The 26587-nt window shown below is 61.5% G+C and carries 27 protein-coding genes; 20 read left to right on the top strand and 7 right to left on the bottom strand.

The features are described 5' to 3' along the window. Positions 1-329: 329 nt before the first annotated feature. The 4 genes from QMK55_RS09735 to QMK55_RS09720 all read left to right on the top strand — a co-directional run bounded on the left by QMK55_RS09735 (position 330) and on the right by QMK55_RS09720 (position 4667). Complete coding sequence (locus tag QMK55_RS09735) at positions 330-2237, top strand: sigma-54-dependent Fis family transcriptional regulator (RefSeq protein WP_102354556.1); 1908 nt, start codon at positions 330-332, stop codon at positions 2235-2237. A 159-nt stretch (positions 2238-2396) separates the two neighbouring features. Further along, the gene (gene mpl, locus QMK55_RS09730; protein WP_320329103.1) at positions 2397-3746 is read left to right on the top strand and encodes a UDP-N-acetylmuramate:L-alanyl-gamma-D-glutamyl-meso-diaminopimelate ligase; all 1350 of its coding nucleotides are present in this window, start codon (positions 2397-2399) and stop codon (positions 3744-3746) included. Beyond that, positions 3743-4390: a flavin prenyltransferase UbiX gene (gene ubiX / locus QMK55_RS09725; protein ID WP_102354554.1), complete on the top strand. Its 648-nt coding sequence runs from the start codon at positions 3743-3745 to the stop codon at positions 4388-4390. Before mpl ends, ubiX begins: the two co-directional genes overlap by 4 nt. Beyond that, positions 4383-4667 (top strand): YceK/YidQ family lipoprotein, encoded by a 285-nt coding sequence (locus QMK55_RS09720; protein ID WP_102354553.1) that lies wholly within the window; start codon positions 4383-4385, stop codon positions 4665-4667. The genes ubiX and QMK55_RS09720 overlap by 8 nt, the downstream gene beginning before the upstream one ends. A 127-nt stretch (positions 4668-4794) precedes the next feature. Here QMK55_RS09720 and QMK55_RS09715 read toward each other — a convergent pair whose 3' ends face one another. The 3 genes from QMK55_RS09715 to QMK55_RS09705 form a co-directional block, all read right to left on the bottom strand. Next, the gene (locus tag QMK55_RS09715) at positions 4795-5436 is read right to left on the bottom strand and encodes an oxidoreductase (RefSeq protein ID WP_034153753.1); all 642 of its coding nucleotides are present in this window, start codon (positions 5434-5436) and stop codon (positions 4795-4797) included. 27 nt (positions 5437-5463) lie between these two features. Further along, positions 5464-7191, bottom strand: a complete 1728-nt coding sequence (locus QMK55_RS09710; protein WP_102354552.1) for a C13 family peptidase — start codon at positions 7189-7191, stop codon at positions 5464-5466. Positions 7192-7302: 111 nt separating this feature from the next. Then, positions 7303-7758, bottom strand: coding sequence for a MaoC family dehydratase (locus QMK55_RS09705; RefSeq protein ID WP_003228575.1), 456 nt, complete (start codon positions 7756-7758; stop codon positions 7303-7305). Positions 7759-7938: 180 nt separating this feature from the next. On the opposite strand from QMK55_RS09705, the gene QMK55_RS09700 reads away from it, so the two are divergent. From QMK55_RS09700 to QMK55_RS09690, 3 genes are read left to right on the top strand one after another with little or no spacing between them, the layout of a single operon-like run. Continuing rightward, positions 7939-8301, top strand: coding sequence for a CidA/LrgA family protein (locus tag QMK55_RS09700; protein ID WP_102354551.1), 363 nt, complete (start codon positions 7939-7941; stop codon positions 8299-8301). Then, positions 8301-9017 (top strand): LrgB family protein, encoded by a 717-nt coding sequence (locus tag QMK55_RS09695; protein WP_007960614.1) that lies wholly within the window; start codon positions 8301-8303, stop codon positions 9015-9017. Before QMK55_RS09700 ends, QMK55_RS09695 begins: the two co-directional genes overlap by 1 nt. Positions 9018-9027: 10 nt before the next feature. Next, positions 9028-9618, top strand: a complete 591-nt coding sequence (locus tag QMK55_RS09690; RefSeq protein WP_102354550.1) for an LON peptidase substrate-binding domain-containing protein — start codon at positions 9028-9030, stop codon at positions 9616-9618. Positions 9619-9621: 3 nt separating this feature from the next. On the opposite strand, the gene QMK55_RS09685 is transcribed toward QMK55_RS09690, so the two are convergent. Both QMK55_RS09685 and QMK55_RS09680 read right to left on the bottom strand, forming a co-directional pair. Further along, positions 9622-10938, bottom strand: coding sequence for a bifunctional DedA family/phosphatase PAP2 family protein (locus QMK55_RS09685; protein WP_102354549.1), 1317 nt, complete (start codon positions 10936-10938; stop codon positions 9622-9624). Between the two features lie 133 nt (positions 10939-11071). Next, positions 11072-11791 (bottom strand): DNA-3-methyladenine glycosylase, encoded by a 720-nt coding sequence (locus tag QMK55_RS09680; protein ID WP_102354548.1) that lies wholly within the window; start codon positions 11789-11791, stop codon positions 11072-11074. Between the two features lie 177 nt (positions 11792-11968). Between QMK55_RS09680 and QMK55_RS09675 the strand changes: the two genes are divergently transcribed. The 13 genes from QMK55_RS09675 (at position 11969) to QMK55_RS09615 (ending at position 24558) form a co-directional block, all read left to right on the top strand. After that, the gene (locus QMK55_RS09675; RefSeq protein WP_320329102.1) at positions 11969-13240 is read left to right on the top strand and encodes a glutamate-5-semialdehyde dehydrogenase; all 1272 of its coding nucleotides are present in this window, start codon (positions 11969-11971) and stop codon (positions 13238-13240) included. Beyond that, positions 13209-13931, top strand: a complete 723-nt coding sequence (nadD, locus tag QMK55_RS09670; protein ID WP_102354546.1) for a nicotinate-nucleotide adenylyltransferase — start codon at positions 13209-13211, stop codon at positions 13929-13931. Before QMK55_RS09675 ends, nadD begins: the two co-directional genes overlap by 32 nt. 72 nt (positions 13932-14003) lie before the next feature. Next, positions 14004-14498, top strand: a complete 495-nt coding sequence (rsfS, locus tag QMK55_RS09665) for a ribosome silencing factor (protein ID WP_007960601.1) — start codon at positions 14004-14006, stop codon at positions 14496-14498. Positions 14499-14507: 9 nt separating this feature from the next. After that, positions 14508-14975, top strand: coding sequence for a 23S rRNA (pseudouridine(1915)-N(3))-methyltransferase RlmH (rlmH, locus tag QMK55_RS09660; RefSeq protein WP_003185785.1), 468 nt, complete (start codon positions 14508-14510; stop codon positions 14973-14975). A 10-nt stretch (positions 14976-14985) separates the two neighbouring features. After that, on the top strand, positions 14986-16881 hold the full coding sequence (mrdA, locus tag QMK55_RS09655; protein WP_102354545.1) for a penicillin-binding protein 2: 1896 nt from the start codon (positions 14986-14988) through the stop codon (positions 16879-16881). 31 nt (positions 16882-16912) lie between these two features. Beyond that, the gene (gene rodA, locus QMK55_RS09650; RefSeq protein ID WP_047296919.1) at positions 16913-18016 is read left to right on the top strand and encodes a rod shape-determining protein RodA; all 1104 of its coding nucleotides are present in this window, start codon (positions 16913-16915) and stop codon (positions 18014-18016) included. A 17-nt stretch (positions 18017-18033) separates the two neighbouring features. Then, the gene (gene mltB / locus QMK55_RS09645) at positions 18034-19044 is read left to right on the top strand and encodes a lytic murein transglycosylase B (protein WP_320329101.1); all 1011 of its coding nucleotides are present in this window, start codon (positions 18034-18036) and stop codon (positions 19042-19044) included. Next, a complete protein-coding gene (locus QMK55_RS09640; RefSeq protein ID WP_025108692.1) occupies positions 19044-20054 on the top strand; it encodes a septal ring lytic transglycosylase RlpA family protein in 1011 nt (336 codons plus the stop codon). Before mltB ends, QMK55_RS09640 begins: the two co-directional genes overlap by 1 nt. A gap of 187 nt (positions 20055-20241) precedes the next feature. Next, positions 20242-21399, top strand: a complete 1158-nt coding sequence (locus QMK55_RS09635) for a D-alanyl-D-alanine carboxypeptidase family protein (protein ID WP_102354542.1) — start codon at positions 20242-20244, stop codon at positions 21397-21399. An 86-nt stretch (positions 21400-21485) separates the two neighbouring features. Beyond that, positions 21486-21761: a DUF493 domain-containing protein gene (locus QMK55_RS09630; RefSeq protein WP_025108694.1), complete on the top strand. Its 276-nt coding sequence runs from the start codon at positions 21486-21488 to the stop codon at positions 21759-21761. Further along, complete coding sequence (gene lipB / locus QMK55_RS09625) at positions 21761-22408, top strand: lipoyl(octanoyl) transferase LipB (protein WP_102354541.1); 648 nt, start codon at positions 21761-21763, stop codon at positions 22406-22408. The genes QMK55_RS09630 and lipB overlap by 1 nt, the downstream gene beginning before the upstream one ends. A 25-nt stretch (positions 22409-22433) precedes the next feature. After that, positions 22434-23432, top strand: coding sequence for a lipoyl synthase (gene lipA, locus QMK55_RS09620; protein WP_160768663.1), 999 nt, complete (start codon positions 22434-22436; stop codon positions 23430-23432). A 175-nt stretch (positions 23433-23607) separates the two neighbouring features. After that, positions 23608-24558: a S66 peptidase family protein gene (locus tag QMK55_RS09615; RefSeq protein WP_102354540.1), complete on the top strand. Its 951-nt coding sequence runs from the start codon at positions 23608-23610 to the stop codon at positions 24556-24558. A 133-nt stretch (positions 24559-24691) separates the two neighbouring features. Here QMK55_RS09615 and QMK55_RS09610 read toward each other — a convergent pair whose 3' ends face one another. Both QMK55_RS09610 and arfA read right to left on the bottom strand, forming a co-directional pair. Next, on the bottom strand, positions 24692-26014 hold the full coding sequence (locus QMK55_RS09610) for a lytic murein transglycosylase (protein WP_102354539.1): 1323 nt from the start codon (positions 26012-26014) through the stop codon (positions 24692-24694). Positions 26015-26269: 255 nt separating this feature from the next. Beyond that, entirely contained in the window at positions 26270-26422 is a 153-nt protein-coding gene (arfA, locus tag QMK55_RS09605; RefSeq protein WP_320329100.1) for an alternative ribosome rescue factor ArfA, read from the bottom strand. Positions 26423-26587 lie beyond the last annotated feature (165 nt).

Genomic DNA, 26587 nt, shown 5'->3' with positions numbered 1-26587 from the left:
GTTTCGGTACAGCCTGGGTGACAGTTTGTACCGCTTTTGGCACAGCCTGTGACCGAGCGGTCTCGCCAGCATTGCAATGCGCCGACGGCTGGAGGATGCTGGCTGCAAATCGCCCAGATGTACCCCTTGTGGCGAGGGGATTTAGCGAAACGTCGCACCGCCCCGATCGGCTGCGCAGCAGTCGTAAATCCGGTGTACGCGGTGAATCTAAGAAGCCACGTTGGTTTGATTGGGGGTGCTTCGCAACCCATCGGGGATAAATCCCCTCACCACAAGGTATGTGCCAGCCAACCAAGAGGCGGCACTGATCTCGGGGAGAATAATAAGAAATGCACGACAACCATTTGAGTCGCCATGCCCAACAGGTGCTCACCGTGACCCAGGGCAAGCCGCACTTGCACGGGCCCGGTGCCGATCCGTCGATTGCCCGTTCGTGGCTGCGCTGTCTTGAGGACTATCACCTCGACCCGGCCTTGGCCATGGCGCCCACCGTGCTCGAACACGGGCGCGTCCTCGAAAGCCGCGAGCGGCTGCAACAGGTGTTGCAGATTGCCGGCAATGAAATGAGCAGCCTGCATCAACAACTGTCCGGGGCCGGCCACGCGGTGCTGCTGACCGACGCGCGCGGGGTGATCCTCAACTGTGTCACCGCACCCGCCGAGCGCAAGATTTTCGAACGTGCCGGGCTCTGGCTCGGCGCCGACTGGAGCGAAGCCTGCGAAGGCACCAACGGCATCGGCACCTGCCTGGTCGAGCGCCAGGCGCTGACCATTCACCAGGACGAACACTTTCGCGGCCGCCACACCGGGCTGACCTGCTCGGCGAGCCCGGTGTTCGACCCGCACGGCGAATTGCTCGCGGTGCTCGACGTGTCCTCGGCGCGCCACGATGTTTCACGCCAGAGCCAGTTCCACACCATGGCGCTGGTCAATCTGTCGGCGAAGATGATCGAGAGCTGCTATTTCCTGCGTTGCTTCGATAACCAGTGGTTGCTGCGATTTCATCTGCAGGCCGAGTCCGTCGGCTTGTTCAGCGAAGGGCTGCTGGCGTTTGACGGGGAAGGGCGGATCAGCGCGGTCAACCAGAGTGCGCTGAACCTGCTGGGGCATATTCGCGGTGGCTTGCTCGGCAAACCGGTGGAAGCGTTTTTCGATTGCTCGCTGGACGAACTGCTTGGCCGCGCCAGTGCCAATGCCAGCGCCAGTTGGCCGTTGCGCACCCGTGACGGGCGGCCTCTGTTTGCCTTGCTGCGCGGCGAATCACGCAAGCCGCTGCCGATCATGCCGGCGCCGGTGGTGGTCAAGGCTCAACCACTGGCGGGCATTTGCCTCGGTGACGCGGCGCTGCAGGCCGATTTCCGCAAGGCGCTGCGCGTGTTCGAGCGTGATGTGCCGCTGCTGGTCAACGGCGAAACCGGCTCCGGCAAGGAGGCTTTCGCCAAGGCCGTGCATCATGCCAGTCAACGCGCCAACAAAGCTTTCGTCGCCCTTAACTGCGCGGCGATTCCCGAGAGTCTGATCGAGAGCGAGTTGTTCGGTTATCGCGGCGGCAGTTTCACCGGCGCGCGCAAGGACGGCATGCGCGGCAAGTTGCAGCAGGCCGATGGCGGCACGCTGTTTCTCGATGAAATCGGCGACATGCCGCTGGCGTTGCAGACCCGTTTGTTGCGGGTGCTGGAAGACCGCCAAGTGGTGCCGATCGGCGGCGAACCGGAGGCGGTCAACGTGCGGATCATCAGCGCCACCCACCGCAATCTGCTGGAGCGGGTCGAAGACGGCAGTTTCCGTGAAGACCTGTATTACCGGCTCAACGGCCTCGAAGTCGCGCTACCGGCGTTGCGCGAACGCAGCGACAAGTCGCAATTGCTGGATTTCCTGCTGGCCGAGGAGGCGGGTGGGGAAATTATCGTGATCGACGAACCGGCGCGCCAGGCGTTGCTGGCCTTCAACTGGCCGGGCAACGTGCGGCAGTTGCGCAATGTTCTGCGTACGCTGGCGGCGTTGTGCGATGACGGTCGGATCGGGCTGGAGGATCTGCCGGCGATGATTCGTCAGGTGCGGCCGCCACTGGAGCTGAAGACGGTTGAGTCCGAGCATCCGCTGGAGGGCGCCGAGCGTTTGGCGTTGCTCAATGTGCTGGAGCAGACCCGCTGGCACATGACCCAGACCGCGCAACAACTCGGGGTCAGCCGCAACACCCTTTATAGAAAGCTGCGTAAACACGCGATTAGCCGCTGAACCGAGTCGCGCCATTCGCGAGCAAGCCCGTCCCCCCACAGGGTCAGCGCTGATTTTGTGGGAGCGGGCTTGCTCGCGAAGGCGTCGGCAAAGGCGAAACACAAGGTGCGATTTTCCCCACCCTACGCTAACCTGCGGCCATGTTTTACGAGGTCGACTATGCACATTCATATTCTGGGTATCTGCGGGACTTTCATGGGCTCGATGGCGGTTCTGGCCAAAGAGCTGGGCCATCACGTGACTGGCTCCGACGCCAACGTCTATCCGCCGATGAGCACGCAGCTTGAGGCTCAGGGCATTCAACTGACCCAAGGCTACGACCCGGCTCAGCTCGATCCGGCGCCGGATCTGGTGGTGATCGGCAACGCCATGTCCCGCGGCAACCCGGCGGTGGAATATGTGCTGAACAAAGGCCTGCCTTACGTCTCCGGCCCGCAGTGGCTGGCCGATCACGTGCTGCAGGGTCGCTGGGTGCTGGCGGTCGCCGGTACGCACGGCAAGACCACCACCAGCAGTATGCTCGCCTGGGTACTGGAACACGCCGGCATGAGCCCGGGGTTCCTGATCGGCGGTGTGCCGCAGAACTTCTCGGTGTCCGCGCGTCTGGGCGGCACGCCGTTCTTCGTGATCGAGGCGGACGAATACGACAGCGCGTTCTTCGACAAGCGTTCGAAGTTCGTCCACTATCGCCCGCGCACCGCGATCCTCAACAACCTTGAGTTCGATCACGCTGATATCTTCCCCGATCTGCCGGCGATCGAGCGGCAGTTCCACCATTTGGTGCGGACCATCCCGAGCGAAGGTCTGGTGATTCACCCGACGACCGAGCCTGCCTTGCAGCGCGTGATCGAAATGGGCTGCTGGACCCCGGTGCAAACCACCGGTGCCGGCGGTCAGTGGCAGGTCAAGTTGCTGAAAGGCGATGGTTCGGCGTTCGAAGTGATGTTCGAAGGCGTGTCTCAAGGCACCGTCGAATGGGAACTGACCGGTCAGCACAACGTCGCCAACGCCCTGGCTGCCCTGGCGGCTGCGCGGCATGTTGGTGTGGTGCCATCGATGGGCATCGCCGGATTGAGCGCATTCAAGAACGTCAAACGCCGGATGGAGAAAGTCGCCGAAGTACGCGGCATCACCATCTACGACGACTTCGCCCACCACCCGACCGCGATCGCCACCACCCTCGATGGCTTGCGCAAACGTATCGGTGACGCACCGCTGATCGCGATCATCGAGCCGCGCTCCAACTCGATGAAGCTCGGCGCGCACCGTGACGGTCTGCCGGACAGCGTGGTCGATGCCGACCAGGTGATCTGGTACGCCCCGGCCAACCTCGGCTGGGATCTGGCCGGTACCGCCGCACTGTGCACCGTGCCGTCGATTGTCAGCGATTCGCTTGAAGGCATCATCGAACGCGTGAAGAGCCAGGCTCAGCGTGGCACTCACGTGGTGATCATGAGCAACGGCGGCTTCGGCGGCCTGCACGGCAAACTCGCCGAGGCGCTGCAATGAACACTCTTTCCCAGGACGGCGGCCCGGAACGCATCACGCTGGCGATGACCGGCGCGTCCGGCGCGCAGTACGGATTGCGCCTGCTCGATTGCCTGGTGCGTGAAGATCGCGAAGTACACTTCCTGATCTCCAAGGCGGCGCAACTGGTGATGGCCACCGAGACCGATGTCACGTTGCCGCCCAAGCCGCAGATGATGCAGGCGTTCCTCACCGAGTACACCGGGGCAGCGGCCGGGCAGATCCGCGTGTACGGCAAGGAAGACTGGATGTCGCCGGTGGCCTCGGGCTCCGGCGCGCCAGCGGCGATGGTCGTGGTGCCGTGTTCCACCGGCACCTTGTCGGCGATTGCCACCGGCGCCTGCAACAACCTGATCGAGCGGGCTGCGGACGTGACGCTGAAGGAACGTCGCCAGTTGATTCTGGTGCCGCGCGAAGCGCCGTATTCGAGCATTCATCTGGAGCACATGCTCAAGCTGTCGAACATGGGCGTGACCATCCTGCCGGCCTCGCCGGGTTTCTATCACCAGCCACAGACCATCGATGACCTGATCGATTTCGTCGTGGCGCGGATTCTCAATCTGCTGGGCATTCCTCAGGACATGCTGCCGCGTTGGGGCGAGCATCATCTGAGCAGCGATGAATAAGCTGCTGACGATGGTGCTGGCGCTGCAACTGGCCGGCTGCGCCACGGCGCGGACGCTGGATGCCGCCAAGCCGGGTGCGCCAGTGGTGTACTCCGGGACGCGGCTGGATTTGTACGCGATGAATGGCGGGTGCTGTGCGATGGATCGGTTCGGGGCTGAAGCGCCGAGCTATCCGGGGGTGGACCTGCCGGCGAGTGCATTGCTCGATACGCTGCTGTTGCCGTTGTCATTGCTGACGGTTATCGGCGTGGGGTTTCAGGCAACGGGCGGATTGTAGTTAGACAGATCGTTCCCACGCTCTGCGTGGTAACGCCTCCGGTGACGCTCTGCGTCACGCTTTGGGACGCAGAGCGTCCATGGCTGCATTCCCACGCAGAGCGTGGGAACGATCATGCGGCGGAAGATTATTTGCCTAGCTTGCGCAGTTCATCCGACTCGATCACCCGCACCCCATCCTGCTCTTCCAGCGCCAATCGCCACATCGCCCGCGCCAATTGGCAGGCCTCGATGCCTCGGTATTTTCCCGGAATCAGCTTCGACAACGGCCCGGCCAGCTGTTCGGCCAAGCGTGGCTCCGTGCGTTCGCCCAACAACAGCGAAGGCCGGCAAATGGTCAGTTGCGGCCAGTCCTGGGCGCGCAGCGCTTGTTCCATTTCGCCTTTGACCCGATTGTAGAAGACCGACGATTTCGGATCGGCGCCAATCGCGCTGATTACAATCAGGTGCCGCGCGCCCATCTCCCGCGCGCGTTTGGCGAACGCCACGACCATGTCCAGATCCACCGCACGAAACGCCGCTTCTGAACCGGCCTGCTTGATCGTGGTGCCGAGGCAGCAATAGGCGATATCGACCCGGCCACTTAGTTGAGGCAGAAACGCCTGTGGATCACCGACCGGGTTTTCCAGATGTGGATGTTCCGCCAAGGGTCGACGCGAAGGGGCGAGCACGCGAGAAATCGTCGGCTCGTTGAGCAAGCGGTCGAGCAGGTGTTCACCGGTCAATCCGGTGGCTCCGGCAAGCAATACGTGCTGAGGCGTCAAGTACATTGTGTCTCTCCCTTGATACTGTTCAGCTTAGTTGCTGTTTGTCGCTCCGTCGTTCAATGCAGCGCTTTGCAAAGCTTTTCTTGCTTGCTGTTTGCGTAGCAGTTGCCAATGCGACAGCACGGTCTTGGGCGCCCAGATCTGCGGTTCCGAGGCTTCGAAACTGTCAGCCAGCTCACGCTCGGCAACCGTGGCCTTGGCCAGTTTGAAGGCTTGTTCGAGGTCGTCGGTCTGGTTCAGCGCCTGGGCGAACAAGGCATCGCCGAAGTAGGTGAAGTTGGCTTCTTCCGAGCAGCCGAACGACACCCGATCGGCACGTGAGGCGGTCATGATCAGAGTGCGCTCGTCTTTCAGCGCGGGGATGAAACCGCCGGAGTAGCACGATGAAATCACGATCACCTTGTCGCGATTTTTCAGCGGCGCGAGCACGGCGGCGAGCTCATCGGCGGGCAGATCGGCCAGCTCCATGCGCGGCTGGTCGAGCACCAGTTCGTGTTCGGCGGTGCCGTGGCTGGTCAGGTAAATGAACACCAGGTCTTCCGGGCCGCTGCGTTCGGCCAGGGTTTGCGCTGCGCGGCGCAGGTTTTCGCGGGTGGCCATCGGCCGATCGGCGAGATGGTCGCGGTGGTTGACCAGGCGAATCTGGCCATAGGCACCGAAGCGTGTGGTGAGCATATTGGCGACGTAGTCGGACTCGCGCAGGAACACGCTTTGCTTGCCGTCGCCACCGAGGGTCAGAGTGTACAGCTCAACGGCCGGTGTCGAGGCGGGCACGGCGGCCAGCGCCTCATCGAGCAGGCGGCCCTGAGCTAGCAGGCCGAGTTCGAGGGTGTCGGGCAGGAGCTTGCCGTCGGCGTCACGCACGCGTTGGCCGTTGATCCAGGTGCCGCTGAGCACGGTGCCATCGGTCAGCACCAGGGTGCCGCGCCCGGCGTAGCTGTCGCTGTCGAACTCGCCGATGTAGAAGCTGCCGTCAGACAGGTTCAAGCGGCCCTGACCACTGAAGCGCCAGTCATTGAAGTAGCCGATGTAATGGCTGCCGTCAGCGCCAATCAATTCGCCTTTTCCGGTCAGCGCGCCTTCCTTGAACTGGCCGAGCCAGACGTCGCCATCGGCGTTTTCATAGCGGCCCTTGCCGTGCAGCTGACTGTTCTTGAAGCCGCCGACATAGATGTCGCCATCGGCACTGTTGAACGTGCCGTTGCCTTCGAGCTGGCCGTTGACGAAATGACCGCTGAACGTATTGCCGCTGGCGTCGCCGCGCTGGCCTTCGCCATTGGGTTTGCCGTGGGTGAACTGGCCCTGATAGGAGCTGCCGTCGTCCATTTCCAGACGGCCCAGCCCGGAATACTGGTCAGCCTTGAACTCGCCACGGTAGGTCATGGCGTTTTCCTTGAGGGTGCCTTCGCCGTCGCGCCGGCCCTGCTTGAAGCCGCCGGTGTAACTGCTGGCGTTGGTGGTCAGGCTGCCCTGGCCATCGAACAGGCCCTGCTGGAACTGGCCGCGATAGACCTCGCCGTTGCTGCCGTGCCACTCACCCTGACCGTGCCATTGGCCCTTGTCGAACTGCCCGGCGTACCAGCTGCCGTTGGGGTAGTCGACGCGACCCTGGCCTTGCAGCAAGCCGTTGACCAGCTCGCCGCGATAGCGTCCGCCGTCCGGCAGGCGCGCATCCGGAGGCAGCAGCGATTCGCCGTCGCCGCACGCAGTGAGCATCAGGGTCAGGGCAAGGGGGGCAAGGGAAGCGAGTGGGCGCATAGCGGGATCCGGGCAATTAGGCGACCGAGTATGCCGCAGCTATGTGACCTTATACAGCCGGTAAAAACAGCGCTGATGCGAAACAGCGTGCGCTGTTTCGCATCCAGTGACTTAAACGAAGCAGAGCGACAGCGGTTCGGCGATATAGGCCGGTTTGTCCGAGCCCTCTATCTCAAGCGTGGCGGTGGCCTTGAGCAGCCATTGCCCGGGTTTCTTCTCGGTCACTTCGGCCAGATCGACCTTCAGCCGAACTTTTGAATTGACCTTCACCGGCTGGATGAAACGCACGCTGTCCAGCCCGTAGTTGACCACCATCTTCAGGCCTTGCGGCAGCACGAGGATGTCTTCCATCAATTTGGGGATCAGCGACAGCGACAGGAAACCGTGGGCAATGGTGCTGCCAAATGGCGTTTGCGCGGCTTTGACCGGGTCGACATGGATGAACTGATAATCCCCGGTGGCTTCGGCGAACAGGTTGATACGCTCCTGATCGATGGTGAGCCATTCGGAACGTCCGAGTTCCTTGCCGACATAATCTTTGAGCTCTGCAACGGGAACATAGGGCATTGAGACTCTCCTTGGGTTCATCGGTTTTATAGTTTTTCAGGTGGGGGATTTGACCGCCCTGCGAACCACTGTAGATCAACATGACGATTTGCTCCGGTCAACCTGCCATGCTTTTGGCGAATGCCGATCCATAGCGCTGCCGTGCTTATAATGCCGATGACTTGCGGGGGGAGATGTCTGATGTTGTTACGTGGCCTGACCATGCTGGTGCTGTTCCAACTGCTCGGCACGGCACTCAACCATTTGCTGTTGCCGGTGCTGCCGGGGCCGATCATCGGCCTGCTGCTGTTGCTGGTGTTCCTGATCATTTGCGGTGAAGTCGGCGAGCCGCTGAACCTTGCGGCCGGCAGTCTGCTGCGTTATCTGCCGTTGCTGCTGGTGCCGCCGGCGGTGGGTGTGATGGTCTATGCGAGTGATATTGCCGCCGATTTCTGGGCGATTGTCGGCGCGCTCGTCCTGTCGTTGATCCTGTCGATGGCCTTCGCCGGGGTGCTGATGCAGCGCATGGTCAAGCGACACGCGCACCGGTCGGAGGAGTCCTGATGCTCTTCGACTGGCAAGGGGCATGGGCCTCGGTAATCCATCATCCGCTGTTTGGCATCGGCATCACCCTGGGTGCCTATCAACTGGTGCTGGCGGCGTTCGAGAAAACCCGCTGGATCTTTCTGCAACCGGTGCTGGTCTCCATGCTGTTGGTGATCGGCGTGCTGGTCGGCTGTGGCCTGACTTACGCCGAGTACCGCAAGAGCACCGAGATCCTCAGCATTCTGCTGGGCCCGGCGACAGTTGCGCTGGCGGTGCCGCTGTATCTCAACCTCAAGCGTATCCGCCAATTGTTCTGGCCGATTTTTACTACGCTGGTGATAGGCGGGGTGGTCGCGACGGGCATGGGCGTGTTACTGGGCTGGTGGTTTGGTGCCGAGCACATGATTCTGATGACCATGGCGCCGAAGTCGGTGACCTCGCCGATTGCCATGCTGGTGGCCGAGCAGATCGGTGGTGTCGCGGCGCTGGCGGCGGTGTTCGTGTTGATCACCGGGGTGATCGGCGCGATCTTCGGCCCGGCGTTGCTGACCCGCCTCGGCGTGCACAGCCCCGAGGCGCGTGGCATGGCGCTGGGCATGACCGCGCACGCCGTCGGCACTTCGGTGGCACTGCAGGAAAGTGATGAGTGCGGCGCCTTCGCGGCGCTGGCGATGAGTCTGATGGGCGTGGCCACGGCAGTGTTCCTGCCGTTGGCGGTGTCGATGGTGGTCTAAGGAAATGTCTATGAGTCTGCCGCTTTTCCCGCTGAACACAGTGCTGTTTCCCGGCTGCAATCTCGACTTGCAGATCTTCGAGGCGCGCTACCTGGACATGATCGGCCGCTGCATGAAACAGGGCGGCGGTTTCGGCGTGGTGTGCATCCTTGAGGGGCACGAAGTCGGCGTCGCACCAGAGGGCTTTGCCCAGGTCGGCTGCGAAGCGCGGATCACCGATTTCCAGCAGCAGGACAATGGCCTGCTGGGGATTCGCGTGCAGGGCGGGCGGCGCTTTCAGGTGCTGCGCACCGAGGTGCAGCGCGATCAGTTGATTCTCGCCGACGTCGAGTGGCTGGACGATGAACCGGAGCAACCGTTGCAGGATGAAGACGCCGATCTGGTGGCGCTGCTCAAGGCCTTGGCCGAGCACCCGATGGTCGAGGCGTTGAACATGGGCAACGAAGCGCTGGGGCAGCAGTCGCTGGCCAATCAGTTGGCGTATCTGCTGCCATTCGCCGAAGAGGACAAGATCGACCTGCTGCAACTCGACGATCCGCAGCAAAGGCTGGATGCGATCCAGGCGCTGCTCGATGAGTTGCAGGGCGAGTTGTTCGCCTGAACGTCAGTAGGCGTAACGCAGCATCGTTTGCGGCAGATGCCGGAAGACGAACAGGCTGAACAGCACCAGCAGCGCCGGCAGAATCAGCCACCAGACCTTGACCGGCATCGGCTTGAGCGGCGCCTGGCGCTGACTCAACCACAAACCTGCCGCACACACGCATGCGGCGAGCATTGCGCCAGCCAGAATATCGGTCGGCCAGTGCGCACCCAGATACACCCGTGACAAGGCAATCGACAGCGCCGGAATACAGCCGAGCAGCAGCCAGGTCAGACGCATGCGCGGTGGCTGGCCACGACCGGCGAGAACGGCGAGCACCAGAAACAGCGCGAACGAACCCGAAGCGTGGCCGCTGGGCATGCTGTAACTGGTCAGTGGATCGGTCAGCACCTCCGGGCGCACCCGGGCGAAAAACTGTTTGGTGACGGTGTTCAGCAGCGCGGTGCACAGCAGCGTGCCGCCGGCAAAGATTGCCTGGCGCCATTGCCGGCAGAGCAGCAACAGACCGGTGAGCAGGGCGCTGAACATCAGCATGTTGCGGAATTCACCGATCAGGGTGAACGTCACCGCGATTTCATCCAGCAGCGGCTGACGATGTTCCTGCACCAAGGTCATCACGCCCTGATCGAGGGCGCTCAGGTACGGATAGCCCACGAACAGGCCGAGCAGAATCAACAGGCTCATGCTGCTGATCCAGATCGTCGCCCGGCGGTGCTGACGCAAGCTGCTGTTGACGCTCAGGCCGAGCATCACTGCGATACTGGCGGCGACGATGCCGGCCTGCAGCCAGAAACCTTCCGGCAGCGGCAAGCGGATCGCCGCGCCTGTGGCCCAGCCCGGCAGCAGGTAGGCGACACTCCAGCCGGCGGCGGCCAGCAGGCTGACCGCGGCAAAGCGCGGGAAGGGCATGTCGCACATCCCGGCGACCATCGGCAGCATCGGCCGTAACGGGCCGATGAAGCGCCCGACCAGCAGGCTGGCGATGCCGTAGCGCTGGAAGTAGGTTTCGGCGCCGGCCATCCACTCCGGATGGTGACGCAGCCCCGGCAAACGGCGGATGTTCTGGTGGAAATGGCGGCCGAGGAAGTACGAAATCACATCGCCCAGAATCCCGCCGAGAAAGCCCAGCAGCAGGGTTTCGCTCAACGACAGCGCGCCGCTGCCGGCCAATACGGCGACGGCAAACAGCAGCACCGTGCCCGGCACGATGAGCCCGGCAATCGCCAGACACTCCACGCAGGCAACGATAAACACCGCAGCCGCCAGCCACTGCGGATTGGCGGCCAGCCAACCGGTCACGCTATCGAGCCATGGGCCCATAAAACCACTCCATCAAATCTTCAATTGATCCTTGTAGGAGTGAGCCTGCTCGCGATGGCGCTTGGTCAGTCGACTTCTTCGTTGACTGATACACCGCTATCGCGAGCAGGCTCACTCCTACAGTGAATTCCTTTTACTTCAGACCTGCCTCTAACCTCGGCAACAGGAAATAATCGCGACCTTCGACCTGACCCCGGCGCAGCGGGTTCCGTGTGCACCATTGCGCGTAAGTGGCGTCGACAAACCGGTACATCAGATGTTCGTCACGGCCATGAGGGATGCCCAGGCGGGTGGTCTGAATGATTTGCGCTGGCGCCGCCCCGGTGTCTTCCACCAGCAGCAGTTCATGGTCGAAACGCTTGGCGTCCCATACCGGCACCTTCAACCCCAGTGCCTTGCACAGCAAGGTCTGGCCGGCGCACAGCTTTTGCGAAGAACGTGGTCGGCCCTGAGCATCGGGGTTGTTCAGCAGCATCTGCGCCAGACTCGCCGGCCCGCTGAGCTCATCGATCCATGGGTAGGCGGATTTGATCAACACGGCGTTGCCCGGCCCTTGAGCGCTGAAGTTCAGCGAGTCGCCGCCGCGGGCGTAATACATATAGATGTGCCCGCCATCCAGAAACAAAGCCTTACGCTTTTCCGTGTAGCCGAGGGACGCATGACTGCCTTTTTCCGCGCAGTAATAGGCCTCGGTTTCAATGATCCGGGCACTCAGCCACAGATCGCCGACCCGGTGGCGGATGACTTTGCCGAGCAGGTCGCGGGCCAGCATTTGCGCGTCACGGTCGAAAAAAGCGTCCGGAAGGCCCAGTGGCAGGCGCTCTGCGGTCGCTCGAACGGTCAGGTTGGACATGGCAAACGGTGTTTATCCAGGCGAAGGAGGTCGTGATGATAACAATCCGAGGCTTAATTACGGCTGAACATCGGCAAATTGCAGTCCATTTCGACCATCCGCCTGTCACCGCTGTTAGTCCCGGGACGCGACAGCTATAATCTGCCGCTTTCCTCTTTGCCAAGACCCCAGCAGACCATGACTGAGTCCGTTCTTGACTACATGACCCGATTGGGTCGCGCCGCCCGCGAAGCTTCCCGGGTCATCGGCCGTGCCAGCACCGCGCAGAAAAACCGCGCCCTGCAGGCTGCTGCCAATGCCTTGGACGCCGCGCGCGCCGAGCTGGCCGCCGCCAATGAACTGGATCTGGCTGCCGGCCGCACCAATGGTCTGGAGCCGGCCCTGCTGGAACGTCTGGAACTGACTCCGGCGCGCATCGACGGCATGATCGTCGGCTTGCGTCAGGTCGCCGCACTGCCGGATCCGGTCGGCGCGATCCGCGACATGAGCTTTCGCCCGTCCGGGATTCAGGTCGGCAAGATGCGCGTGCCATTGGGTGTGATCGGGATCATCTACGAATCCCGTCCCAATGTGACCATCGATGCCGCCAGCCTCTGCCTGAAGTCGGGCAACGCGACCATCCTGCGCGGTGGCTCCGAAGCGATTCATTCCAACCGGGCGATTGCCGTGTGCATCCAGCGCGGTCTGGCCGAGGCCGAATTGCCGGCAGCCGTGGTGCAAGTGGTCGAAACCACCGACCGTGCCGCCGTTGGCGCAATGATTACCATGCCCGAGTACGTCGACGTGATTGTGCCGCGCGGCGGCCGAGGCCTGATCGAACGCATCAGCCGCGATGCCCGCGTGCCGGTGATCAAGCACCTGGACGGTATCTGCCACGTTTATGTCAGTGCTCACGCCGACCTGGCGAAAGCCCAGCGCATCGCCTTCAATGCCAAGACCTACCGTTATGGCATCTGTGGAGCGATGGAGACCTTGCTCGTCGATCAGAGTGTTGCGAAGGATTTCCTGCCTCCGATGGCTGCCCAGTTCCGCGAAAAAGGCGTCGAGCTGCGTGGTTGCGAGCGTACCCGGGCGATCATTGGCGCCGTGGCGGCCAGCGAAGACGACTGGAGCACCGAGTATCTGGCGCCAATCCTGTCGATTCGGGTGGTCGACGATCTGGATCAGGCCATCGAACACATCAACCATTACAGCTCGCACCATACCGACTCGATCGTCAGCGAAAACCTCGCCGACACCCGTCGTTTCGTGGCCGAAGTCGACTCGGCGTCGGTGATGATCAACACCCCGACCTGCTTCGCCGATGGATTCGAATACGGATTGGGTGCCGAGATCGGCATTTCTACTGATAAGCTGCACGCCCGTGGCCCGGTGGGCCTCGAAGGACTGACCTGCGAGAAGTACATCGTGGTCGGTGATGGCCAGTTGCGCGGCCAGGCGACGGTCTGACTTGACCGACCTCGACCTGACAGCGCCGCTGCCTGACAGCGAACTCCGACCCCGGCGCATCGGCGTACTGGGCGGCACGTTCGATCCGGTGCACATCGGTCATTTGCGCGGTGCGCTGGAAGTGGCCGAAGCGCTGCTGCTCGACGAACTGCGCATGATGCCCAGCGCCCGGCCGCCGCACCGCGATACACCGCAGGTGTCGGCGCAGGATCGACTGGCGATGGTCGAGTGTGCGGTGGCCGGAGTGCCGCCGCTGGTGGTGGACGCCCGCGAGCTACAGCGGGACAAACCGTCCTACACCATTGATACCCTGGAGTTGATGCGTGCCGAAATGGCCGCTGAAACCCAGGTTTTTCTGCTTTTGGGCTGGGACGCATTTTGCGGCCTGCCCACTTGGCACCGCTGGGAGGAGTTGCTCCAGCATTGCCACATCCTGGTGCTACAGCGCCCGGACGCCGACAGCGAACCGCCGGATGCCTTGCGCAACCTGCTGGCAGCGCGTTCGGTGAGCGACCCGCTGGCCCTGAAAGGGCCGAGCGGACAGATTGCATTCGTCTGGCAGACACCGCTCGCGGTTTCCGCCACCCAGATCCGTCAACTGCTGGCCAGCGGTAAGTCGGTACGTTTCCTGGTGCCCGACGCGGTCCTGGCCTACATCGATGCGCACGGTCTGTACCGTGCGTCGAACTGAACAAGGCGTGCTTCACTGATACGAATCCACGTATCGCCAAGCCGCCGAATATACGAGCAAAACGAGTTTTATATGACTGACAAAGACGTAAGCAAAGTTAAGCGCAAAGGCACGTTCAAGAGCGCGCCGCTGCCGGAAGTCGCCAACACCAACGAGCCGCTCAAGGGCGACGAGCTGGTCAAGGTTGCCGTGGCAGCCCTGGAAGACGTCAAGGCACAAGACATCCAGATCATCGATGTTCGCGACAAGCAGAGCATCACTGACTACATGATCATCGCCACCGGTACGTCCAATCGCCAGATCAACGCGATGCTGGACAAGGTCCGCGAAGAAGTCAAAAAACAGGGCGCCAAGCCGCTGGGCGAAGAAGGCAAGGGCGACAGCGACTGGGTACTGCTGGACCTGGATCTGGTGATCGTGCACATGATGACCGCCTCGGCACGTCAGTTCTACGACCTGGAGCGCCTGTGGGCCGGTGCCGAGCAGAGCCGTGCGGCAGACGCCAAGCACCACAGTCCGGAAAACACCCACGAGCATTTCACCAAGCTCAACAAAGACCAGTTGTAAGGGATTGCTGTGCGACTGCGACTGATCGCCGTCGGTTCACGCATGCCCAAGTGGGTGGAAGAAGGCTGGCATGAATATGCCAAGCGTCTTCCGTCCGAGCTGGCGCTGGAACTGGTGGAAATTCCGCTCAATACCCGTGGCAAGAACGCCGACGTGGCCCGTTTCATCCGCCAGGAAGGCGAAGCCATGCTGGCCAAGGTCGGGCCGAACGAGCGGATCGTCACGCTGGAAGTCCATGGAAAACCCTGGAGCACCGAGCAACTGGCGGTCGAACTCGACCGTTGGCGGCTGGATTCGCGCACGGTCAACTTCATGGTCGGCGGCCCCGAAGGGCTGGCGCCGGAAGTCTGCGCCCGCGCCGATCAGCGCTGGTCGTTGTCGCCGCTGACCTTGCCGCACCCGTTGGTGCGGATCCTGATCGGCGAACAGCTGTACCGTGCCTGGACCGTGCTGTCCGGTCACCCTTACCACAAGTAGTCCTGCCCTCATGTCTCAGCCGATCCGCATCAAGGACCACGAAAAGGACGCCCGCCTGGTGCGTAGCCGCGTCGTGTTCGGGGCCATTGCGGTCATGCTGTTGATCTGCGTACTGATTGCACGGCTGTACTACTTGCAGGTGATCCAGTACGAGTACCACTCGACGCTCTCGGAAAACAACCGCGTCCATGTGCAGCCGATTCCGCCGACCCGCGGGCTGATCTTCGACCGCAACGGCGTGGTGGTGGCGGACAACCGCCCCAGCTTCAGCCTGAGCATGACCCGCGAGCGCTCCGGCGACTGGCAGCAGGTGCTCGATGCGATCGTCGAAGTGCTGCAACTGACACCCGAGGACCGGGTGATCTTCGAGAAACGCATGCGTCAGGGGCGCCGGCCGTTCGAGCCGGTGCCGATCCTGTTCGAGCTGACCGAAGAGCAGATCGCCCGGATTGCGGTGAACCAGTTCCGCCTGCCAGGGGTGGAAGTGGTCGCGCAACTGGTCCGCCACTACCCGCAGGGTGCGCATTTTGCGCATTCGGTGGGTTACATGGGGCGGATCAACGAGAAAGAGCTCAAGACCCTCGACCCGGTCAACTACAGCGGCACCCATCACATCGGCAAGACTGGCATCGAGCGTTTCTACGAGCCGGAACTGCACGGGCAGGTGGGTTACGAGGAAGTCGAGACCAACGCCCGGGGCCGCGTATTGCGCGTACTCAAGCGTACCGATCCGATTCCCGGCAAGGACATCGTCCTGAGTCTGGATATCAAGTTGCAGGAAGCGGCCGAAGCCGCACTGGGCGGGCGTCGCGGCGCGGTGGTGGCGCTCGATCCGAAGACTGGCGAAGTGCTGGCGATGGTCAGCCAGCCAAGCTTCGACCCGAACCTGTTCGTCACTGGTATCAGCTTCAAGGCGTACGCCGAGTTGCGCGACTCCATCGACCGGCCGCTGTTCAACCGGGTGCTGCGTGGTCTGTACCCGCCGGGCTCGACGATCAAGCCGGCGGTGGCGATTGCCGGTCTCGATTCGGGCGTGGTGACAGCGTCGAGCCGGGTGTTCGACCCCGGTTACTACATGCTGCCCAACTACGATCACAAATACCGCAACTGGAACCGCACGGGTGACGGCTTCGTCGACCTCGACACGGCGATCATGCGTTCCAACGACACCTATTTCTATGACCTGGCACACAAGCTGGGCATCGATCGGCTGTCGGCCTATATGAACAAGTTCGGCATCGGCCAGAAGGTCTCGCTGGACATGTTCGAAGAATCTCCCGGCCTGATGCCGTCCCGCGAGTGGAAACGCGCGACCCGCAAGCAGGCGTGGTTCCCGGGCGAAACCCTGATTCTGGGGATCGGCCAGGGCTACATGCAGTCCACGCCGCTGCAACTGGCGCAGGCCACGGCTCTGGTGGCCAACAAAGGCATCTGGAACCGCCCGCACCTGGCCAAGACCATCGAAGGCGCCAAGCCGCTGGACGAGAACCCGATGCCGGACATCGTCCTGCGCGATCCGTCGGACTGGACCAAGGTCAACCACGGCATGCAGCAGGTGATGCACGGCGCCCGGGGTACCGCGCGCAAGGCGGCGATCGGTGCGCAATACCGGATCGCCGGCAAGTCGGGTACGGCCCAGGTGGTGGCGATCAAACAGGGTGAGAAATACGACCGCTCCAAGGTTCAGGAACGCCACCGCGACCACGCCTTGTTCGTCGGTTTTGCCCCGGCCGACAACCCGAAAATTGTTGTTTCGGTGATGGTCGAGAACGGTGAGTCCGGCTCCGGTGTGGCCGCGCCAGTCGTGCGTCAGGTCATGGATGCCTGGCTTCTGGACCAGGATGGTCGGTTGAAGGCTGAATACGCCGGTCCTATCAGTGCGGAGGCTACGGCCCGTGAAGAATAATTTCGATCGCATGCTCTCCAGCGAGGATGTGATGCGTCGCCGTGCGACGCTGCTGCAACGTCTGCATATCGATGGTCCTTTGTTGATCCTGCTGCTGATCCTCGCCGCAGGCAGTCTGTTCGTCCTGTATTCGGCCAGCGGCAAGAGCTGGGACCTGCTGGGCAAACAAGCCACTTCGTTCGGCATCGGCCTGGTGTCGATGATCGTCATCGCCCAGTTCGAGCCGCGTTTCATGGCCCGCTGGGTGCCGCTCGGTTACGTGGTCGGCGTGGTGTTGCTGATGGTGGTGGACATCATGGGCCACAACGCCATGGGCGCCACGCGCTGGATCAACATCCCCGGGGTGATCCGCTTTCAGCCCTCGGAGTTCATGAAGATCCTGATGCCGGCGACGATTGCCTGGTATCTGTCCAAGCGCACGCTGCCGCCGCAGCTCAAGCACGTTGGTATCAGCCTGATGCTGATCGGCGTGCCGTTCATTCTCATCGTGCGTCAGCCCGACCTCGGTACGTCGCTGCTGATTCTGGCCGGCGGCGCGTTCGTGCTGTTCATGGGCGGACTGCGCTGGCGCTGGATCCTCAGCGTGCTGGCCGCTGCGGTACCCGTGGCGATCGCCATGTGGTTCTTCATCATGCACGACTACCAGAAGCAACGGATCCTGACCTTTCTCGACCCGGAAAGCGATCCATTGGGCACTGGCTGGAACATCATTCAGTCGAAAGCCGCCATCGGTTCCGGCGGTGTGTTCGGCAAGGGCTGGCTGCTGGGCACCCAGTCGCACCTGGACTTTTTGCCGGAAAGCCACACCGACTTCATCATCGCTGTATTGGGCGAAGAGTTCGGTCTGGTGGGCATCTGCGCACTGCTGCTGATCTATTTGCTGTTGATCGGTCGTGGCCTGGTGATTACCGCCCAGGCGCAGACGCTGTTCGGCAAATTGCTCGCCGGTGCGTTGACCATGACGTTTTTTGTTTACGTTTTCGTCAACATCGGTATGGTCAGTGGCCTGTTGCCGGTGGTGGGGGTGCCGTTGCCCTTCATTAGCTACGGAGGAACTTCGCTGGTGACACTGCTGTCAGCGTTTGGGGTTTTGATGTCGATCCATACCCATCGCAAGTGGATCGCACAGGTTTGAATAAGGTGAAGAGTTCAATGCAAGTCATGCGCAGCTGGGCGACTCGTTACGCGCCGTGGGTCGGCCTGGTCGGCATCCTTGGCAGCGCGCAGGAAGCGCTGGCCGGCGATTACGAAGGCTCGCCGCAGGTGGCCGAATTCGTCGGTGAAATGACCCGCGACTACGGTTTTGCCGGTGAGCAACTGATGGCGGTGTTCCGCGAGGCCCAGCGCAAGCAGGCGATTCTCGACGCTATCTCCAAACCTGCCGAGCGGGTCAAGCAGTGGAAAGAATATCGCCCGATGTTCCTGACCGACGCACGCATTGCCCGCGGTGTGGACTTCTGGCGTCAGCACGAGGCCGTACTCACCCGTGCCGAGCAGGAATACGGCGTGCCGGCACAAGTCATCGTGTCGATCATCGGCGTCGAGACCTTTTTCGGACGTAATACCGGTAATTATCGGGTGATCGATGCCTTGTCCACGCTCGGTTTCGACTATCCTCCCCGTGCCGAATTTTTCCGCAAGGAACTGCGTGAATTCCTGCTGCTGGCCCGCGAAGAACAGGTCGATCCGTTGACCCTCAAAGGCTCGTACGCCGGGGCAATGGGCTTGCCGCAGTTCATGCCGAGCAGCTTTCGCGCCTATGCGGTGGACTTCGACGGTGACGGCCACATCAACATCTGGACCAATCCGGATGATGCGATCGGCAGCGTTGCCAGCTACTTCAAGCGTCACGGCTGGGTAGCCGGCGAACCGGTGGTCAGCCGCGCGGATGTGCGTGGCGAGCAGGTCGATGAGGGCCTGACCACCGGGATCGAGCCGAAAAAGACGGTTGGAGAGTTGCGGGCGCTGGGCTGGTCAAGTCATGATGCGCTGCGCGATGATATGCCGGTTACTGCATTTCGCCTCGAAGGCGACAGCGGCCCTGAATACTGGATGGGCCTGAAGAATTTCTACGCGATCACGCGTTATAACCGCAGCGTGATGTACGCCATGGCCGTATATCAACTGTCTGAAGAGCTGGTAAAAGCACGGGGCGTCAAGTAATGCGGGCATTGCCTATCAATAAACCCCTGAAGCTGGTGGCTTTCGCTGCGTTGGCGGTGCTGGTCGCCAGTTGTTCGACCAGTCGCGCGCCAAGTCAGAAAACATCCTCTACCGCGGTGCGTGCGCAGCCGGGGCTGGACATCAACCGCGCGCATAAAGATGGCGCGCCGTGGTGGGATGTGGATGTTTCACGAATCCCCGATGCCACGCCGACCCTGCACACCGGCCCGTACAAGGCCAACCCGTACACCGTGCTGGGCAAGACCTATTTCCCGTTGCAGGAATCCAAGACTTACGTCGCTTCGGGCACGGCGTCCTGGTACGGCACCAAGTTTCATGGCCAGAACACCGCCAATGGCGAGGTGTATGACCTGTACGGCATGAGTGCCGCTCACAAGACTCTGCCACTGCCAAGTTACGTCCGGGTGACCAACCTGGACAACAACAAGAGCGTGATCCTGCGGGTCAATGATCGCGGGCCGTTCTACTCGGACCGGATCATCGACCTGTCTTACGCCGCTGCCAAGAAACTCGGTTATGCCGAAATCGGCACCGCGCGGGTCAAGGTCGAAGGTATCGATCCGCAGCAATGGTGGGCCGCGAAGGGCCGTCCGGCGCCCTTGATGCTCAACGAGCCGCAAGTCGCGCAGAATAGCGCCCCGGTGATCACGGCGTCGGCCGGCACTGTCGAGCAATGGACTCCGCCACCGCAGCAGCACGCCTCGGACACGGTTCCCGTACCGATCAGTGCAAAAAAAAACGCTTCTGCACCAGCGTCTGGCCAGTATCTGCAGGTGGGCGCGTTCGCCAACCCGGACGCTGCAGAACTCCTGAGGTCGAAGCTCAGCGGGATGGTGAGCGCTCCGGTGTTCATCAGCTCGATCGTGCGTAATCAGCAGACCCTGCACCGGGTACGCCTGGGGCCGATCGGTTCGCCGGGTGAAATCGCCCAGGTGCAGAACAGCGTGCGCCTGGCCAACCTCGGCTCGCCGAGCGTGGTCACAGAGTAAGAAACGTAGCACTTGATTGACGGTTCACTTGCGGTTTTGGGGGGTGGACCAGGTTGTTGGCTCGTCGAAGAACAAAAGCCCGGCAAGGGTGACTTGAGTGAGCAACTGAACACGCGATGGCCCGTTAGAAGGCTGTCTGAATAGTTTTGCCCTTGGGCAAGTTTCCATTAGCGATTTCGAGAGACGGATGAACATCACCACCTTTGCCAAACGCCTGTGTCTGCTAGTCCCGCTGCTCCTCTCGCCAGCCGCCTTCGCGGCCGAGATGATGCCGTCGCCACCTCAACTGGCTGCCAAAGCCTACGTGCTCATGGACGCCAGCAGCGGCAACGTGCTGGTGGAGAACAACGGTGATCAGCGTCTGCCGCCAGCCAGCCTGACCAAACTGATGACCGCGTACATCGCTACGCTGGAAATCCGTCGCGGCCAGATCGGTGAGAATGACCCGGTGACCGTCAGCGAAAACGCCTGGCGCACCGGCGGTTCGCGGATGTTCATCAAAGTCGGCTCGCAGGTAACTGTCAGCGACTTGCTGCACGGCATCATCATTCAGTCCGGCAACGACGCCAGCGTTGCGCTGTCCGAGCACATCGCCGGCAGCGAAGACGCGTTCGCCGACCTGATGAACAAGACCGTGGCTGATCTGGGCATGACCAATTCCCACTTCATGAACCCGACCGGTCTGCCAAACCCTGAGCACTACTCGTCGGCTCATGACATGGCGATCCTGGCGCGTGCGATCATCCACGAAGACCCGGCTCACTATGCGATCTACTCGCAGAAAGAGTTCTTCTGGAACGGCATCAAGCAGCCTAACCGCAACCTGCTGCTGTGGCGCGACAAGACCGTTGACGGTCTGAAAACCGGTCACACCGATGAAGCCGGCTACTGCATGGTGTCCTCGGCTGTCCGTGACGGCCAGCGTCTGATCGCCGTGGTGTTCGGCACCAACAGCGAAGTGGCTCGCGCCTCCGAAACCCAGAAGCTGCTGACCTACGGCTTCCGCTTCTTCGAAACCCAGACCTTCTATCAGAAGGGCACCGAACTGGCTCAGGCCCCGGTATGGAAAGGCACCACCAGTCAAGTCAAGGCCGGCCTGGCTGAAGACCTGACCATGACTCTGCCAAAAGGCCAGCTGAAAAAGCTCGCTGCCAGCATGACCATGAACCCGCAACTGACCGCGCCAATCGCCAAGGGCGACGTGATCGGTAAAGTCGAAGTGAAACTGGACGACAAAGTGGTGCACAGCGCCGACCTGATCGCTCTGGACGCTGTCGAGGAGGGTGGTATCTTCCGCCGCATGTGGGATAGCATCCGTCTATTCTTCTACGGCTTGTTCAACTGATTGAGTGTTGACCTGCATGGCCCCGTTCCTGTCCGGTTCGGGGCCATGTGCGTTACCACGGCTTACGCTTACGAGGCCGTTACGCCATGACCGATACCGAAGTAAAGGCGCCAAAGATCGAATTTCCTCAGGTTGATTATCCGGTTAAGGTAATCAGCGATACGGGTGTGGGTCACAAGGACAAGATCATCGAGATCGTGAAGAAATTCGCGACCATCAACGATGAGCGTGTCGACGAGCGCCAAAGCACCAACGGCAAGTACACGACTATCCAGTTGCACATCGTCGCGACCGACCAGGATCAGCTGTACAACATCAACAGCGAACTGCGGGCGACCGGTTTCGTACACATGGTGTTGTGATGCCGGGCACGCTGGGCTTTCGCGAACTTGGCCAGATGGCTTACGAGCCGGTCTGGCATGCCATGCAACGCTTCACCAACGAACGCGGCAGCAATGCCGCCGACGAAATCTGGCTGGTCGAGCACCCTGCGGTGTTCACCCAGGGCCAGGCCGGCAAGGCCGAACACCTGCTGCTGCCGGGTGATATCCCGGTGGTACAGGTCGATCGCGGCGGGCAGGTGACCTATCATGGCCCCGGCCAACTGGTGGCCTATCTGTTGCTGGACGTACGCAAGCTGGGTTTCGGCGTACGAGATCTGGTCACGCGCATGGAACAGTGCCTGATCGAACTTTTGGCCAGCTACGGCGTGACCGCTGCAGCCAAACCAGATGCTCCCGGCGTCTACGTCGATGGAGCGAAAATCGCTTCTCTGGGTTTGCGGATTCGCCACGGTTGTTCCTTTCATGGCCTGGCCCTGAACGTGGATATGAACCTGGAACCGTTTCGACGAATTAATCCCTGCGGCTATGCCGGGCTGGCGATGACCCAGCTGAGCGATCACGCAGGATCGATTGAATTTGCCGAGGTAAGTGCCCGGCTGCGTGCGCAGCTCGTCAAACACCTCGACTATGCTGAGCAGACGACCCTGACGGGCGGAATCGACTGATATGACTACTGATGCAGTGCAAACCATGATCCCGACGCTCGACGTGACCGAGCGCCCGGCCCCGCGTCCCAAGGTTGAAGCCGGCGTCAAGCTGCGCGGCGCCGAGAAGGTTGCACGCATCCCGGTAAAGATCATTCCGACCACCGAACTGCCGAAGAAGCCTGACTGGATTCGCGTACGCATCCCGGTTTCACCGGAAGTCGACCGGATCAAGAGCCTGCTGCGCAAGCACAAACTGCACAGCGTCTGCGAAGAAGCGTCCTGCCCGAACCTGGGTGAGTGCTTCTCCGGTGGCACCGCGACCTTCATGATCATGGGCGACATCTGTACCCGTCGCTGCCCGTTCTGCGACGTCGGCCACGGCCGTCCGAAGCCACTGGACGTCAACGAGCCGGAAAGTCTGGCGATCGCCATCGCCGACCTGAAGCTCAAGTACGTGGTGATCACCTCGGTTGACCGCGATGACCTGCGCGACGGCGGTGCCCAGCACTTTGCCGACTGCATCCGCGAAATCCGCAAGCTGTCGCCGAACGTGCAGTTGGAAACCCTGGTCCCGGACTACCGTGGCCGCATGGACATCGCCCTGGAAATCACCGCCGCCGAGCCGCCGGATGTGTTCAACCACAACCTGGAAACCGTGCCACGCCTGTACAAGGCTGCGCGTCCGGGTTCGGACTACCAGTGGTCGCTGACCCTGCTGCAACGCTTCAAGCAGATGATGCCGCACATTCCGACCAAATCCGGCCTGATGCTGGGCCTGGGCGAGACTGACGAGGAAGTCATCGAAGTCATGAAGCGCATGCGCGAGCACGACATCGACATGCTGACCCTCGGCCAGTACCTGCAACCGTCCCGCAGCCACTTGCCGGTGCAGCGTTTCGTACACCCGGACACCTTCGCCTGGTTCGCCGAGGAAGGTTACAAGATGGGCTTCAAGAACGTCGCTTCCGGCCCGCTGGTACGTTCGTCGTACCACGCCGACGAGCAAGCGAAACTGGTCAAAGCCGAGCTGCTGGGTTCCTGATCCCGCGCTGAATGAAAGAATGCCCGCCGAGATTTCAATGTCTGGCGGGCATTTTTTTGCCTGTCCTACGGCAGGTGCTTATTTTTCCCGCAACCAGCGGGGGCATGTAGCCTCTTCTGTTTGTCGCCGTTCCTGACTACTGTGTGAGCAAGATTTTACGCACGGAGATCCAAGGATGACTGTTCGACCGACCCACACACTTTGTCCGCACAGAGCGGTGCCCGCGTTGCGCTCGGAAGGGCTGATTGGCGTCATCGCGCCTGCCGGCCCCGGCGCTCTGGACACCGATGAGGCGATGCGATGGATGCGCGCCCGTGGTTATGGGCTGAAGGTGTTTCCCGGTGTCTACGAGAAGGACGGCTACCTGGCCGGCAGTGACGAAGTTCGACTGCGCGATCTGCACGCGGCGTTCGCTGATCCTGAAGTCGACGCCATCATTTGCCTGCGTGGCGGCTACGGCACGCCGCGCTTGCTCGACCGGATCGACTACGACCTGCTGAGCCGCAACGCCAAGCCATTCGTTGGCTACAGCGATATCACCGCGCTGCACCTGGCTATCAGTCGTTATGCCGGATTCGTGACCTTTCACGGGCCGCTGCTCAACGCCGACCTGCTGGGCGACAAGGAGCCGCCGACCGTCAGCTCATTCTTCGCCATGCTGCGCGGGCAATTGAAAGCGGGGAGTGTGCTGAGCCATCCAGTGGCTTATCCGTTGACCACGGTCGAGCCCGGTATCGCCCACGGGCGCTTGCTCGGCGGTAATCTGGCGATGATCGCCGCTACCTTGGGCACGCCTTATGAAATTGATGTTGAAGGGGTGATTTTGCTCATCGAGGACATCAACGAGCCGCTGTATCGCATTGACCGCTTGCTGACGCAGATGCGTCTGGCTGGCAAGTTGGCCAAATTGCGTGGCGTGTTGGTGGGGGACATGGCAGGCGTGGATGTCGTGGCATTGAACCGCTTGCTCAAACAGACTTTCGAACCGTTGCGGATTCCGGTGTTGTCGGGATGGCGTAGCGGGCACTGTGATCCGAACCTGACGCTACCGCTGGGGGCGCTGGTGCGGCTGGATGCCGGGAAGCAGGAATTGATGCTGGAGCAGGATGTGGTGATCAAGGCTTAAAGGTTTATTGCCTGATAGTCAGTCTTCGGGAGCAAGCCCCCTCCCACATTCGACCCTGTTCTTATGCTGGAACTCGGTCAACTGTGGGAGCGGGCTTGCTCGCGAAGGCGTCATCAGCCATACAGCCTGCCCATTATTGGGTCCGCAGGCTTTCCAGCAACTTATGCGTCGGATACCCGTCCGCCGGCCAGCCAAGCGACTGCTGTGCACTGCGAATCGCCTTGCGCGTATTCGCGCCGATAATCCCGTCCGCCGTACCCGCATCGTAATTGCGGGCGCTGAGCAGCGACTGCAACTCGATACGCTCGGTACGGCTCAGCGGCAGGTCATCTTTCGGCCAGTTGCCATCGATCAAGCCGCCGCCATTGAACCGCTCCGACAACAAGCTCACCGCCAGTGCATAGGACGAGGAGTTGTTGTACTTGAGGATCGCCCGGAAGTTGTCGAGGATCAGGAACGCCGGGCCACGATAACCGGCCGGCAGCAGCAGGGCTGCGGACAGCTGTTCCGAACCGGCCGGGGCCTGATTGCCATTGGGCAGGATCACCCCCAGTTGGCGCCATTCGGCTACGGTCTTGCGCATCGCGCCATCGGCCAGGGTGTAGTTGAAGCCGCTCGGCAGTTGGACTTCAAAGCCCCACGGCTGACCACGCTGCCAGCCGGAGCTTTGCAGGTAATGCGCGGTGGAAGCCAGGGCATCCGCCGGGCTGCCCCAGATGTCGCGGCGACCGTCACCGTCGAAATCCACGGCGTGGGTGTTGTAGGTGGTCGGAATGAATTGGGTCTGGCCCATCGCACCGGCCCACGAGCCCAACATCTTCTCTGGGGTGATATCACCCTGTTGCAGGATCTGCAGCGCCGCGATCAATTGCGCGTGGGCAAAGCCCGGGCGACGGCCTTCGTAGGCCAGCGTCGCCAGCGAGTTGATCACTGACTTGGTGCCCTGGAACTGGCCGAAATTGCTTTCCATGCCCCACACCGACACCAGTGCCTGGCGGTCCACACCATAACGCTGCTCGATGCTTTGCAGGATGTCGGCGTACTGACTGATCAGCGCCTGGCCCTTGCGCACGCGCAGCGGCGACAGGGCGCCGTCGAGGTATTCCCACACCGGACGAGAGAATTCCGGCTGGCTGCGGTCGGCGCGAATCACGCTGTCGTCGAAGCTGACATTGGCGAAGGCACGGTCGAACACATCTGCACGAATCCCGGCGGCCAGGGCGTCCTTGCGGAAACCTGCCTGCCACTCGGCAAAGGTCTGGGTCGGCTGGATATCAAGATTGTCACCGGACGGCACTACCGGCGGGATGATCGCTGGGGCCGTGACTGCGGGGACGCTCTGTAACGGTTGCGCATCGGCGGCGGTCGGTTTTTCCGCACAGGCGACAAGCAGAATGAAGCTGGAGGCAGCGATCAGTTGGCGAACGGGCCAACGACGGGAAAGACTAAAGGGCATGCACAGTTCCAGGGAATACTATTCAGGTACAGACCTTAACATGCCGGCCCTGAAAATCGGGATTCGGTACGGGTATTTGATCAGCGATAGACCCGTATGCGGGTCACCTTATTCCTTTCCTTGCATGCTGTTCAACTGTCATATCTGACAGTTGTCGAGGGACCATTATCGGAGGTTCACTCGCATCTCGTGGCTGATTGCTTCGGCTGACACCCACCGAGGGTATCGAGATGAAAAAGCTGCTGTTGCCCATTTTCAGGCAGCCAGAAAGCAAGAAGCCTCCCAGCTATTAGACTGGAAGGCTTCGCGGCGGTAGCTGCCTTTGCCCTTGGTTGGTCGTTCCTGGCGGCTGCGGAACAGGGGTTGGGCGATGATGGATTTGGCTTTGTTGGATCGTTTTTTAGCCATAGCGGCTCTCCTGTGAGAAGCGAGCGAGTATACGCCTCTTCTTTCTCACTGCAATCCGCGTGGCAACACTTGAATTTGGATATGAATGCGTGGCTGGCATGAGGGCAGTTTCCAGGTATCGCGACAGGCAGTTGTGTAGAGAAATCAACGCAGTTGATTGTTTTA

It is taken from the genome of Pseudomonas sp. P8_229 (genome assembly GCF_034008635.1).
Taxonomy (GTDB): Bacteria; Pseudomonadota; Gammaproteobacteria; order Pseudomonadales; family Pseudomonadaceae; genus Aquipseudomonas.
This window is presented reverse-complemented; position numbering and strand designations above follow the sequence as displayed.